Origin of the sequence: Pontibacter toksunensis (genome assembly GCF_042686245.1) — a bacterium.
Taxonomy (GTDB): Bacteria; Bacteroidota; Bacteroidia; order Cytophagales; family Hymenobacteraceae; genus Pontibacter; species Pontibacter toksunensis.
The window spans coordinates 25,968-39,978 of sequence record NZ_JBHUOX010000015.1 but is presented as its reverse complement, the minus strand read 5'-3'; the positions used below and the strand labels follow the sequence as shown (position 1 = coordinate 39,978).

The window sequence follows — 14,011 nt, the reverse complement described above, 5'->3', positions numbered from 1 at the left end:
TAACATCAGAGAGGGCATAATATTGAACAGTAGATGTAATGTCAACAAGGGGTTCTTCTAAGGCCAAATAATAAACTTATTCTGTTTGATTAATGGAATTCGCATAGTAGATTTGTGGCCGTAAAGCAATTTTACCACAACTAAACACTCACTCAAGAGATCTTGGCTATGATTAGCTGTATAGTTAAAACAAAAATCAAAGTTTTCCTTGTCTTTCTGATGGCTTTGATGGTGTCCTATGGTGCGTACGCACAGGGATCCAGCGAGCAAGCAGAAGTTTCACAAAAAGGGGTAGTGCCTGGTGCCGCAGATGGGGCTACAGCTGCTGCTGCCACAGGTGGTTTGCCTGTCGATGATGACGCCATAGTTAGTGCAGGAGATGCCCTCTTCAAAAACAATTGTGCCGTTTGTCACTCTGCCGGTTCCGATGTAATTGTTGGTCCTGGCCTTGCCGGTATAAACGAGAGAAGAAGCCATGACTGGTTGATTCGCTGGATTAAAAACTCGCAGGCATTGATTCAGGCAGGCGATCCGGAGGCAGTAGCAGTCTACAACGAGTACAACAAGCAGGCGATGCCTTCGTTCAATTTTACCGACGAAGAAATCACCGCTATTCTTACTTACATCGCTTCTGCCGAGGCAGAGGTTGCTGCTGTGCCTACAACGGTTGGCTCAGATGTGAGCCAAGCCCCGGGGCAGGGAGTTGGTACGGATGCAATTGGCGCAATAGGCGGTTACCTGGATATTATCCTGGTGGTGCTGATAGTAGTGCTGATTGTGCTGGTGGTAACCTTGTTGCTGATTACTTCGCTCCTCAAGAACTACCTGAACTCTAACCGCAAACTGAATGAGTACGATCAGGAGATCGTGAACCAGCGGTTTGACTTCTCTAAGATATACAAGTCGAAAGCTGTTCGCACGCTGGTGGTGCTCATTTTCGTGGTTGTGCTTATAGACCTTTCTATTGACAGCGTGATGGGTATCGGTATACAGCAGGGGTATCAGCCACGTCAGCCAATCGCTTTCTCGCATAAGCTGCACGCCGGCGAACACCAGATAAACTGTAATTACTGCCACACCACTGTTTATAAGAGCAAGAGTGCCAGTATTCCTTCAGCTAACATCTGTATGAACTGCCATAGCCAGATAGCGACCCAGTCTCCTGAAATACAGAAAATCTACACGGCTCTGGAGAAGAACAGGCCGATAGAGTGGATTCGTATCCACAACCTGCCTGACCTGGCATACTTTAACCACGCACAGCATACGCAGGTGGGTGGCATTGAGTGCCAGACATGCCACGGCCCTATCCAGGAAATGGAAGTGGTTTACCAGTATTCTCCACTAACCATGGGCTGGTGTATCGATTGCCACCGTGAAACTCCTCTTAACACAGATGGCAACGGCTATTACGACAGACTTGTAGAACTGCACGAGGCATCGTCTAAAGGTGCTTTTACAGTATCATCAGCCGGTGGTACAGAGTGCTCCAAGTGTCACTATTAATATTTTCTATTTCAATACAGATTCGAGTTTTCTAAATATAATATGCAAGACAGAAAAAAATACTGGAGAGGAATTGAGGAGTTAGAGAACACTCCTGAATTTGCTAAGCATGCTCATAATGAGTTTCCAGAATTCCTGCCTGTTACGGAAAGCAAAGGAGAGGGAGCCTCTTCCGGAAAAACACAGCGGAGAGATTTCCTGAAGCTATTGGGCTTTAGCGTAGCTGCAGTGTCTCTGGCTTCCTGCGAAGCGCCAGTAAGAAAAGCTATCCCTTACCTGAACAAACCGGTTGATGTAGAGCCAGGTGTGGCAAACTGGTATGCGTCTACTTATTTCCAGAGTGGTAACTATAACAGCATTCTAGTTAAAACGCGTGAAGGAAGGCCAATTAAAATTGAGCCGAACCCTATGTCAGGGCTTACTCCTTACGGTACAAGCCCAAGTGCGCAGGCATCTGTACTTGGTGTATATGACCACAATAGATTAAGATACCCGCTCATCAACGGTAAAGAAGCGAATTGGGAGCAGGTAGATAGAGAAATAGTGTCACGCCTTGGTAATGTTACCGGCAAAGTGGCATTTGTTTCCGGTACTATCATCAGCCCGTCCACCAAGCGTCTTATCAACGAGTTCGGAGCGCGTTTCGCTAATTTCGAACACGTAACATACGATGCGCATTCCGTTTACGGCTTGCTTAGCGCAAATGGTGGCGTTGTGCCTGGCTATGACTTCAGCAAGGCACAGGTGATAGTAAGCATCAATGCGGACTTCCTGGGAACATGGGTTGCCCCGGTTCCTTTTGCCAAGCAGTACATCCAGAACAGAAAAGTTTCTTCGGAAAACCCGACGATGTCGAAGCACTACCAGTTCGAGACGCATTACTCGCTGACTGGTGCGAACGCCGATGTGCGTGTGCCAATCAGGCCTTCTGAGGAGGCGGCACTGGTAACTGCCCTGTACAATGCTGTAACAGGCGCTGGCGGCAGAGCAGAAGTGCCTGCTGCAGCTGCAAAAGCGGTGACAGCTGTTGTAGCTGCGCTGAAAGCCAACCAGGGAAGAGCACTGGTAGTAGCCGGCTCTAACGACCCGGGAACACAGGCCATGGTGGCGGCCATCAACGACGCAATCGGTGCAGTTGGAACTACCATCAATCCTGCCACTCCCTTCTATACAAAGCAAGGGAACGATGCGGCCATGATTCGTCTCATCAATGAGATGAATGCAGGAACTGTAGGAGCAGTATTCTTCTACAACGCCAACCCTGTTTATGACCACCCATTAGCTCCGAAAGTGTTGAGCGGTCTGAAAAAAGTGCCTCTGAAGGTATCTTTCTCTGAAAGAGTAGAGGAGACTTCTGAGTTTGTAGACTTCGTGGCACCGGATCATCATTACCTGGAGTCATGGAACGACAACGAACCAAGAAGAGGATACCTAAGCATCACACAGCCGGCTATCAGCCCTATCTTCCTGACACGCCAGATGCAGGACAGCCTGCTGACCTGGGGTGGAAGCAACATCAACTACTACGAGTATATCCGCAACAACTGGCGCAGCGTTGCCACTGCCGGACGAAACTTCGATGAGTTTTGGGAGCAGACTGTGCATGATGGCGTACTGGAGAACGGTACAACCATGCTGACGGTGAACAACACCTTTACGGCTGCCAGCCCGGTTGCGAAGCCAATCAGCCCTGCTGCCATTGAGGCGGTGGTGTACGAGAGCATCGGCATCGGTACAGGTGAGCAGGCGAACAATCCATGGCTGCAGGAATTATCTGACCCGATCTCAAAAGCTTGCTGGGACAACTATGTTGCTATGCCTATCAGTATGGCAAAGGAAATGGAAATCGTACAGGGCGATGTGCTGAAAGTGACAACACCAACGGGTGTGTCAATTGAGCTGCCAGCGCTGATGCAACCAGGGCAGGCAAAAGGCACTGTAGCTATCGCGATGGGTTACGGCCGTAAGTCAGAGATGATGCCGGTGGCAAAAGGACTGGGCGCCAACGCGTATCCTGTTGCCACAGTAGTAGATAACACGGTAATGTACGTAGGGCCGGTAACAATAGAAAAAACAGGCGCTACCAACCCTATTGCACAAATGCAGACGCACCATACTATTATGGACCGCCTGATTGTGCAGGAGAATACGCTGGAGAAGTACAGAGAGAATCCGAATGAAGTAACAACGTATATCCGTATTGCTACACCTGAAGGACCTGCAAAACCGGCTACTATCTCTCTCTGGGATGACTACGAGTACAAGAACCACCACTGGGGTATGGTTATCGACCTCAACTCCTGTATTGGTTGCGGTGCCTGTACCGTAAGTTGTGGTGTAGAGAACAATATACCAGTAGTGGGTAAGGCAGAAGTGCTGAACCGCCGCGATATGCACTGGATGCGTATTGACAGATACTACAGCGCAGAGGAGAATCCGGAAGGTGGTTTAGCAGAGTTTGAGCGTCCGGAAGAGAATCCTTCTGTGATCTTCCAGCCGATGCTTTGCCAGCACTGTAACCACGCCCCGTGTGAAACAGTTTGCCCCGTGGCAGCTACCATGCACAGCTCGGAAGGTATTAACCAGATGGTATACAACCGCTGCGTAGGAACCCGTTACTGTGCAAACAACTGCCCGTATAAAGTGCGTCGTTTCAACTGGTTTGCTTACTTCAACAATGAGAAGTTTGAAACAGAGAACTTCATGATGAACACGGACCTCGGTAAAATGGTATTAAACCCGGATGTAACGGTGAGATCCAGAGGTGTGATGGAGAAATGCTCTTTCTGTGTGCAGCGTATTCAGTTAGCGAAACTGGAAGCGAAGCGCGAGAACAGAAGACCTAAGGATGGAGAAACTGTAACAGCTTGTGCACAGTCCTGCCCAACAGAGGCCATCATTTTCGGAGACATGAAGGATCCGAACAGCCGAATTTCGAAAATACTTTACAGTGAGCAGGGGCAGCGCGCGTTCCATGTGTTGGAAGAGCTTAACACGCAGCCGAACGTGACGTACCTGACTAAAATTAGAAACTTAGCTTAAATAAATTCGAGAGCGTTATGCAGCATGTATCTCCGATAAGAGAGCCTCTAGTAACGGGGGGCAAAACATACCACGACATCACAGAAGATGTCTGCAGGCAGGTGGAGGCAGGACCCAATCCTCGTTGGGCCGCCGGCCTTGCTCTATCACTGGTAGGTTTGGCCATTTTTATATATTCAGTTTACCGGACACTCTGGTTCGGAATTGGCGAGTGGGGGCTAAACAGAACAGTAGGCTGGGCTTGGGATATCACCAACTTCGTGTGGTGGGTAGGTATTGGTCATGCCGGTACCCTTATTTCAGCAATTCTACTGCTATTCCGTCAGAAGTGGAGAACTTCCATTAACCGCGCAGCAGAGGCGATGACAATCTTCGCCGTAATCTGTGCCGCGATGTTCCCGGTGCTTCACATGGGCCGTCCGTGGCTGGCATATTGGGTGCTTCCACTGCCGAACACATTCGGTTCGCTTTGGGTTAACTTCAACTCTCCGCTTCTCTGGGACGTATTCGCTATCTCTACTTACTTCTCTGTATCGCTGGTATTCTGGTACATCGGTCTGATTCCGGACTTTGCTACCATCCGTGACCGTGCTACAGGGCCTATTGCAAGAAGAGCGTACGCTGCCCTTTCTATGGGCTGGACTGGCTCAGCAAAAGCCTGGTCACGCTATGAGACAGTTTCTCTTATCCTGGCAGGTCTGGCAACTCCACTGGTACTTTCGGTACACACCATTGTATCCATGGACTTTGCAACATCTGTAATCCCGGGCTGGCACACAACAATCTTTCCTCCATACTTTGTGGCAGGTGCTATCTTCTCTGGTTTCGCGATGGTACTAACGCTGATGATTATTACTAGGAAGCTGTTCCACTTAGAGCACTATATTACGCTGGAGCACGTGGAGTCAATGAACAAGGTAATCATCCTGACAGGTTCTATTGTAGGTATCGCCTATACAACTGAGTTCTTTATTGCCTGGTACTCAGGAGTTGAATACGAGCAGTACGCCTTCATTAACCGCGCTACCGGTCCTTACTGGTGGGCTTACTGGTCGATGATGACGTGTAACGTAATCACACCGCAGCTTTTCTGGTTCCGTAGCATCAGAAGAAGCCTCACTGCTACCTTCATCATCTCTATCTTCGTGAACATCGGTATGTGGTTTGAGCGTTTCGTTATCATCGTTACCTCCCTGCACAGAGACTACCTGCCTTCTTCCTGGGCTATGTTCTCTCCGACAATCATCGACGTTGGCGTTTATGTCGGAACAATCGGTTTGTTCTTCACGCTGTTCCTGTTGTTCTGCAAGTTCTTCCCGGTGGTGAACATGGCAGAGGTGAAAGCCATTCTGAAGTCTTCTTCAGGAGTGACACATACACATGCGGATACCATGCACAGCACTGATAAGGGTTTAAATACAAATACACACAACAGACATGAATAAGAAATTTGTTCTCGGTATTTATGACGATGAAGATGTGCTGTTACACGCCATCGAAAATATCCGCGCTACCGGCACCAAGATATATGATGTGTTTTCTCCTTATCCAATACACGGCATTGATGATGTACTGGGCATCAAGCGCTCAAGATTACCGATTGTCGCTTTCTTTGGCGGCTTAACCGGTATGTCGTTTGCGCTCTGGATGCAGATATGGATGCTGGGCTTTGATTGGCCAATGATTATTGGTGGTAAGCCACACATTGCCCTTCCGGCGTTCATTCCGGTAACTTTTGAGTTAACGGTGCTCTTCGCAGCTTTCAGTATGGTGATTACCTTCTTTATAGTGAGCAGGTTAAAGCCGTCGCTGCGGGTGAATGTGTTTGACAAGCGCTCCACAGACGATAAATTTGTGATGGCTATTGAAGTGAAGGACGGCGTAACTGATCTTTCAGCTCTGAATAAGCTGCTCCATACAAATGGTGCTGTGGAAGTAAATGAGAAGGAGGTTGTAAAATAATGAAAAGATATACAAAAATAGGTTTCAATATCTCTGCTGTACTTTTCGCGTCTGCAGTGCTGGTAGCCTGTAACGACAATCAGAGTCCGGGACTGGAGTATGCGCCAGACATGTATCATTCTGTAGCGCTGGACCCTTACTCTCAGATCAAAGAAAACGTGTACAATCCGGGTGGTATGAACATGCGGGAGCCAGCAAAAGGCACCGTTGTGCGTGGCCAGCAGGGATACAACCTGTACCTTTCTGTGGATACTGCAGAGGTGGCAGGAGTAGAGTTAAAGAACCCGCTTCCTTACAATGAGGAAAACCTGGCACAGGGTAAGGTGCTATACAGCCGTTTCTGCTCACCATGCCATGGCGAGCAGGGAGATGGGCAAGGCCTGGTTGGAGTGAAGTACAAAGGTGTGCCTTCTTACTCAGCAGGACGGGTAGCTGAGTTGCCGGCAGGGCATATATTCCACGTAATTACGTATGGCAGGGGCCGAATGATGCCGCATGGCTCTCTGGTTAATCCTACGGAGCGATGGAAGATAACCATGTATGTGCAGCAGCTTCAGAAAGGAGAGGGTGCCGGAGCAACGGTACCAACAAGCGAGGAAGCTGAAAATGAAGCCGGTGGGGAGCCGATTACAGATAATCCTGTAACAGGAACACCAGAGGATACTCCAGCTAGAGAAACTCCTAAAAACTAAGTCTAAGGCATAATATTCAAGGATAATGACAGAAGAAAGACTCATCATTTCCAGAAAAACGAATAACAAGTTTTTCTTAATGATAGCTGTAGGTGTAGTTTTACTTATAGCAGGAATCATCATGGCGGCTGCAGGCGGGGGAGGAGAACACCATGCTGAAGGCGCGGAAGCCGCAGCCGGTGGTCATGAAGCAGTATCATGGTCAAAGCGTTTATTTGTTAACCTGTGGATGAACAATGTTTACTTCACAGGTATCGCGTTGATAGGAACATTTTTCGTAGCTGTACAATACGTCGCTTACGCGGGATGGTCTGTGCTCATCAAGCGGATTCCGGAGGCCCTGAGTTACTACTTGCCAATAGGTGGTGTCGTGATGCTGCTGGTGTTCCTGTTTGGTTCACACGATATCTTCCACTGGACGCACGAATACCTCTACGACATTAACGACCCGCGTTATGACCCAATCATTGCAGGTAAATCAGGTTACCTGAATACCGTATTCTTCTTGGTTCGCATGGCCGTATACTTCGGCTTATGGATTTTGTTTTTCATGTGGTTGAGAAGAGAATCCATCAACGAAGACCTGTACGGTGGCACCAGCTACTACCATAAGAGTATCCGTATCTCTGCCATGTTCCTGGTAGTGTTCGGTATCACCTCTTCTACTTCTGCCTGGGACTGGGTACTGTCTATTGACACGCACTGGTTCTCCACCATGTTTGGCTGGTACGTGTTTGCCAGCTGGTGGGTATCAGGGTTGGCTGCAATAACGCTTACAGTTATCTTACTGAAGCAGAACGGCTACCTGAAAATGGTAAACGCTAACCATATTCACGATTTAGGAAAGTTTGTTTTTGCCTTCTCTATTTTCTGGACTTACATCTGGTTCTCGCAGTTTATGCTTATCTGGTATGCTAACATTCCGGAAGAATCCATCTACTATTTAGAGCGATTAGGCGGCAACGAAGGCCACTACAAATGGATCTTTTTTACCAACTTAATTATAAACTTTGTGTTCCCGTTCCTTGTTCTAATGACAAGAGATGCAAAGCGCCAGATGATTATGCTGAAGTTAGTTACCATCGCCATTCTTATTGGTCACTGGCTTGATTTTTACCTTATGATGATGCCTGGAACATTGCAGGGAAGTGCAAGCTTAGGTCTTATGGAAATAGGCACAGCGCTACTCTTCCTGGGTGTGTTCCTGTTAACATTCACAAAAGGATTGGCAAAGGCTTCTCTGGTTCCACTGAACCATCCGTTCGTTGAGGAGAGTGTTCATCATCATGTTTAGAGATTATACTAAAAGCGTTAAATAATGATTTCAATCGCCATAGGTTTATCCGTAATCCTTTTATTAGTTATCCTGTTCCTCCTTTTCAGGATAGGTACGCTGACTTCTATCTTCAGAGGTTCATCGGAGCGAGCGGCAGGTACAACTAAAACAAGTAATAAAGTAAACGGTGCTTTACTTCTGCTCTTCCTTTTTGGAGGTGGGGCAGCCTTCGTCTGGTCTTTTGTGAAGTACTGGGAAGAAATGAACCAGCCACTTGCCTCTGTGCACGGTGACTGGACTGACAGCCTGTTCTGGACGACCATGATCATCATCGGTATTGTGTTTGTCATCACGCAAATCTTGTTGTTCCTTTACGCTTACAAGTACCAGCACCAGGATAACAAGCGGGCTTATTACTACCCGCACAACAACAAGATAGAGATTGTCTGGACCATGATTCCGGCCGTTGTGATGGCTTTGCTCGTTTTCGGCGGCTGGCAAACTTGGACAAAAATCACAAGTGCTTCCCCGGAAGAGTCAGTAGTAGTAGAAGTAATGGGTAAGCAGTTCAGCTGGATGGTGCGCTATCCGGGAGCTGATAACGAATTAGGGGTGGCGAAAACAACCTTGATTGATGCTACAAACGAATTTGGTATTGATTTCAGCGATAGGGCAGCACTGGATGACTTTATGCCACGCGAGATCCACGTTCCTAAAGGCAAGCCGGTTCTGTTGAAGATTCGCTCCAGAGACGTAATTCACAGTGTGTTCCTGCCCCACTTCCGCGTGAAGATGGATGCTGTGCCGGGTATGCCAACCAAGTTCTGGTTTGTGCCTACCAAGAGCACCCAAGATATGCGTAACGAGACAGGCAACCCGGATTTCAACTATGAAGTTGCCTGTACCGAAGTATGTGGCCGTGGTCATTTTGCCATGCGCTTCCTGCTGGTAGTAGACGAGCCGGAAGAATATGAAGAGTGGCTGGCGTCCCAAACTCCTTTTATAGAGGAAAACCCGGACCTTCTGGCGAAGTTCCAGACGGAGTCAGAAAAGCAACTTGTGCTAAAGAATACATCTGAAAAGAAAGCAGAAGAAGTAAAAACAGAGTTGTAGCATTTTAATACTTTTATATGTCGAGTACAGATATTACCATAAATCACGATATCGACCATGCGCATGAGGAGCATGATCACCATCATGATCAAAACTTCTTCGAGAAGTATATCTTCAGCCAGGACCATAAAGTAATTGCTAAGCAGTTCCTGATCACTGGTATAGCATGGGCCTTTATAGGAGGTTTCCTTTCTATCCTGTTCCGTTTGCAGCTCGGGTGGCCGGAGGCTACATTTACATTCCTGGAGCCTATCCTGGGCGGCTGGGTTGAAAACGGAAAGCTGAACCCGGAGTTCTACCTGGCGCTGGTAACCATGCATGGTACCATCATGGTGTTCTTTGTATTAACAGCAGGATTGAGCGGTACCTTCAGTAATTTCCTGATTCCGCTGCAAATCGGTGCCCGCGATATGGCATCCGGTTTTATGAACATGCTGTCTTACTGGATATTCTTTATTTCCAGTGTTATCCTTTTCTTCTCCCTTTTCCTGGAAACAGGTCCTGCATCCGGTGGATGGACAGTTTATCCTCCTCTGAGTGCTTTACCTGAGGCTATGTTGGGTTCAAGAGGCGGTATGACATTGTGGCTGATTTCTATGGCTCTCTTCATTGTGTCTCAGTTGCTAGGCGGTGTTAATTACATCACAACCGTCATCAACCTAAGAACAAGTGGTATGTCTATGACGAAGTTGCCACTTACTATCTGGGCATTCTTCCTGACAGCTATCCTGGGTCTGCTTGCATTCCCGGTTCTTTTCTCAGCTGCGCTTCTTCTGATTTTTGACCGTAGCTTTGGAACAAGCTTCTTCCTTTCTGATATTTTCATCGCTGGAGAAGCCTTGTCAAACACAGGTGGTAGCCCAATCCTGTTCCAGCACTTGTTCTGGTTCCTAGGTCACCCTGAGGTGTACATCGTTATCATGCCATCTTTTGGTATCGTATCAGAAGTAATCGCGACAAACTCTCGTAAGCCGATCTTTGGTTACAGAGCGATGATTGGTTCCCTGATAGGTATATCATTGTTGTCTTTCGTTGTGTGGGCGCACCACATGTTCGTGTCGGGTATGAACCCGTTCCTCGGTTCTGTGTTCATGTTCCTGACGCTGATTATTGCAGTACCATCTGCAGTAAAGGTGTTTAACTGGATTGCAACACTGTGGAGAGGTAACATCCGGTTTACAACAGCTATGATGTTCGCAGTTGGCTTTGTGTCGCTGTTCATCTCCGGTGGTCTGACAGGTATCATTTTAGGTAACTCTGCGCTGGACATCCAGTTGCACGATACTTACTTTGTAGTTGCTCACTTCCACCTTGTAATGGGTGCTGCCGCATTCTTTGGTATGTTTGCCGGTGTTTACCACTGGTTCCCGAAGATGTTCGGTCGCCTGATGGATGAGAAGCTGGGCTACGTACACTTCTGGTTGACATTCGTATCTGTTTACTTGGTGTTTATGCCAATGCACTACATCGGTATAGCAGGTTTCCCAAGAAGATACTATGCCTGGACAGGTTTTGAAGCATTCAGTGGCTTCGCTGATATGAACACGTTCATCAGTATTTCTGCCATACTCGGATTTACTGCACAGTTCATCTTCCTGTTCAACTTTGTGTACAGCATCTTCCGCGGACGTAAGTCAACGTCTAACCCTTGGCACTCAAACACGCTGGAGTGGACAACACCAGTATTGCCAGGACACGGAAACTGGCCAGGTCCGATTCCAACTGTTTACAGATGGCCATACGATTATAGCAAGCCAGGTTCTGTTGAAGATTATATTCCACAAAACATACCTTTCTCTCAGACGCAGTCTTCCAACCTGCCACAGGAGAGAGACTTTGAATAAATTTATTAATGGCTTACAAGTCATTTAGTAGTAGAAAGTTCAGAACTATTGGCTTAGTAACAGTTCTTGCTGTTTACTTCCTGATATTAGTCGGAGGAATCGTCCGAAGCACAGGTTCCGGAATGGGATGCCCGGACTGGCCTAAGTGCTTTGGCAGTTGGGTTCCTCCGACTGATGTCAGCCAGTTACCAGAAGATTACCTAGAAGTATACAAACAGAAGCGGATTGAGAAAAACGAAAAGTTAGCTGCTGGTTTAGACAAGCTTGGTTTTGAAGAACTGGCTGCAACTATCTTCTCTCACCCAAGTCAGTACATCGAAACAGAGTTTAACGTCACCAAAACCTGGATCGAGTACCTGAACCGCTTAGTAGGTGTACTGATAGGTTTTTTTATTTTCCTGACAGTTTTATATGCTGTGCCATTTCTAAAACGTGACAAAGCAGTTTTCTTTTTAGCGCTTGGTGCCTTCGTGCTGGTGGGGGTACAGGGGTGGTTAGGTTCCATTGTTGTCTCAACCAACCTTTTGCCGATTACGGTTACAGTGCACATGGCCCTGGCACTGGTGCTTGTGGCGATGCTGCAGTATGCTGTTGCCCGCGCACAGAAAGATGAGTTTGAATGTCACTTTGCCTACTCTCCCAACATCAACGGAGGCTTATGGCTGCTTGGCCTGGTTACCTTTGGGCAGATTTTACTGGGTACACAGGTACGGGAAGAGGTAGACATTGTATCTTCTGTGTTAGGAGGTGCAAACAGAGAACAATGGGTAGAGAAACTGGGGATTAATTTTTACATACACCGTTCCTTCTCTATTATAGTGCTCGCCCTGCACCTGTATGTAGCTTACAAGCTTTATAAACTTAATGACAGCATCATTACCAGTATGACGCATCTGATGCTGGCAATGGTGGTGCTGGAAATAGTATTGGGAATAGGTCTGGCTTATTTTGCTATACCTCCCTTCCTGCAGCCGTTGCACTTAACCTTTGCCGCTTTGCTGTTCGGGGTGCAATTTCAATTATTAATTGTTTATCATTATGCCTCTCGCGAGGCTACTAAAAAGTCAGTAGTAGTTCTTCGATAATGTTAGTACAACAAACTGCGTCGTTCCTGCCTGCTTCATCTATGGCACAGAAAGCTAAAGCATATTTTAAACTCCTGAAGTTCAGATTAAGCTTTACAGTGGCTTTTTCCAGTGCTATTGGTTATATACTGGGTTTTCCCGATGCCACATACATCGGCATTGCACTGATCATGATTGGCGGACTTTTAGTAACAGGTTCAGCTAACATCATCAACCAGATAATTGAGCGGGACCTGGATAAGCACATGAAGCGCACGGCGAAACGGCCATTGCCTATAGGGGAGATATCGGTAACAGAGGCCACCATATTCTGTGCCTTATTAGGTGTAGCAGGCTTAGCTTTACTCGGCCTTTATTTCAACTGGCTGACTGCTGCATTATCACTTCTGTCATTAGTTCTTTACGGGTTTGTATATACTCCCCTAAAGCGCGTCAGCCCGATTTGTGTGTTTGTGGGTGCCATACCTGGTGGTATGCCTCCGCTCATAGGATGGGTTGCTGCAACAGGCGTGCTGGGTGCTGAGGCCTGGATTCTGTTCGGGATTCAGTTTATATGGCAGTTCCCGCACTTCTGGGCTATCGCCTGGGTGCTGGACGATGATTACAAGAAGGCTGGGTTTAAAATGCTTCCGATGGAAGGGGGCAAGAACCTCAAAACAGCCATTCAAATTATGATCTATACGCTGTTGTTAATTCCGTTGAGCATGCTGCCGCTGCAGTTTGGTATGACGGGCGTAACATCAGCTATGATAGCAGTGGTTTGCGGTGTGCTGTTCCTGGCTCAGACATTTTACCTGATGCGGACTTGCTCTAAGAAGGCGGCCATGAGTATCATGTTTGGGTCTTTTCTGTATCTGCCTATTGTGCAGATAGCATTTGTTTTAGATAAGATTTAAGGTGTAGCCATGGCTAACGAACAAATAAAAGAACACAACAGCAGGATAGGAGTACATCCACTTAAGTTCTCCCTGTGGTTGATTATTATTAGTATTATTATGATGTTTGCAGCCTTTACGAGCGCCTACATCGTAAGACGGGAAGAAGGAAACTGGCTGGAGTATGACCTGCCTGCTATTCTGCTGATTAACACGGTTGTTATCATTTTGAGCAGTGTTACGATGCAGATGGCGCATAATGCTGCCAAGAACAACAACCTGAAGCTGCTCAAAATGATGTTGCTCGCAACATTGGGTTTGGGTATCGCTTTCCTGATTGGGCAGTGGAATGCATGGGCTGACCTGGTACAGAACAATGTGTACTTCGGAGGTTCAGGCAGTAACCCCGCTGGTTCATTTTTGTATGTGCTGACAGGGGTGCATGGTTTTCACCTGATTACGGGGTTGATTTTTGTAGCCATCACGTATTTCAGCAGCTTAAAGTATAAAGTGCACTCTAAAAATATGCTACGGATACATTTGTGTACGACGTACTGGCACTTTTTAGGAGGACTTTGGCTATATTTGTATATATTCTTAAGACTAAATCACTAAA

At 47.2% G+C, this 14,011-nt stretch carries 11 protein-coding genes; all 11 read left to right on the top strand.

The features are described from left to right. Window positions 1-168: 168 nt before the first annotated feature. From ACFS7Z_RS18195 to ACFS7Z_RS18145, 11 genes are read left to right on the top strand one after another with little or no spacing between them, the layout of a single operon-like run. A complete protein-coding gene (locus ACFS7Z_RS18195; RefSeq protein WP_377487598.1) occupies window positions 169-1,506 on the top strand; it encodes a c-type cytochrome in 1,338 nt (445 codons plus the stop codon). Between the two features lie 42 nt (window positions 1,507-1,548). After that, complete coding sequence (locus ACFS7Z_RS18190) at window positions 1,549-4,548, top strand: TAT-variant-translocated molybdopterin oxidoreductase (protein WP_377487596.1); 3,000 nt, start codon at window positions 1,549-1,551, stop codon at window positions 4,546-4,548. A gap of 17 nt (window positions 4,549-4,565) precedes the next feature. Beyond that, window positions 4,566-5,993: an NrfD/PsrC family molybdoenzyme membrane anchor subunit gene (gene nrfD, locus ACFS7Z_RS18185; protein WP_377487594.1), complete on the top strand. Its 1,428-nt coding sequence runs from the start codon at window positions 4,566-4,568 to the stop codon at window positions 5,991-5,993. Then, window positions 5,986-6,510: a DUF3341 domain-containing protein gene (locus tag ACFS7Z_RS18180; RefSeq protein WP_377487592.1), complete on the top strand. Its 525-nt coding sequence runs from the start codon at window positions 5,986-5,988 to the stop codon at window positions 6,508-6,510. The genes nrfD and ACFS7Z_RS18180 overlap by 8 nt, the downstream gene beginning before the upstream one ends. Beyond that, window positions 6,510-7,202 (top strand): c-type cytochrome, encoded by a 693-nt coding sequence (locus ACFS7Z_RS18175; RefSeq protein ID WP_377487590.1) that lies wholly within the window; start codon window positions 6,510-6,512, stop codon window positions 7,200-7,202. The genes ACFS7Z_RS18180 and ACFS7Z_RS18175 overlap by 1 nt, the downstream gene beginning before the upstream one ends. A 25-nt stretch (window positions 7,203-7,227) precedes the next feature. Continuing rightward, the gene (locus ACFS7Z_RS18170) at window positions 7,228-8,496 is read left to right on the top strand and encodes a quinol:cytochrome C oxidoreductase (protein ID WP_377487588.1); all 1,269 of its coding nucleotides are present in this window, start codon (window positions 7,228-7,230) and stop codon (window positions 8,494-8,496) included. Between the two features lie 24 nt (window positions 8,497-8,520). Next, the gene (locus tag ACFS7Z_RS18165) at window positions 8,521-9,591 is read left to right on the top strand and encodes a cytochrome c oxidase subunit II (protein ID WP_377487586.1); all 1,071 of its coding nucleotides are present in this window, start codon (window positions 8,521-8,523) and stop codon (window positions 9,589-9,591) included. A gap of 17 nt (window positions 9,592-9,608) precedes the next feature. Next, a complete protein-coding gene (locus ACFS7Z_RS18160; protein WP_377487584.1) occupies window positions 9,609-11,435 on the top strand; it encodes a cytochrome c oxidase subunit I in 1,827 nt (608 codons plus the stop codon). Window positions 11,436-11,443: 8 nt separating this feature from the next. Further along, entirely contained in the window at window positions 11,444-12,520 is a 1,077-nt protein-coding gene (locus ACFS7Z_RS18155; protein ID WP_377487582.1) for a COX15/CtaA family protein, read from the top strand. Between the two features lie 41 nt (window positions 12,521-12,561). Further along, complete coding sequence (gene cyoE / locus ACFS7Z_RS18150; protein ID WP_377487580.1) at window positions 12,562-13,416, top strand: heme o synthase; 855 nt, start codon at window positions 12,562-12,564, stop codon at window positions 13,414-13,416. A 9-nt stretch (window positions 13,417-13,425) separates the two neighbouring features. Beyond that, window positions 13,426-14,010, top strand: a complete 585-nt coding sequence (locus ACFS7Z_RS18145; RefSeq protein WP_377487578.1) for a cytochrome c oxidase subunit 3 — start codon at window positions 13,426-13,428, stop codon at window positions 14,008-14,010. Window position 14,011 lies beyond the last annotated feature (1 nt).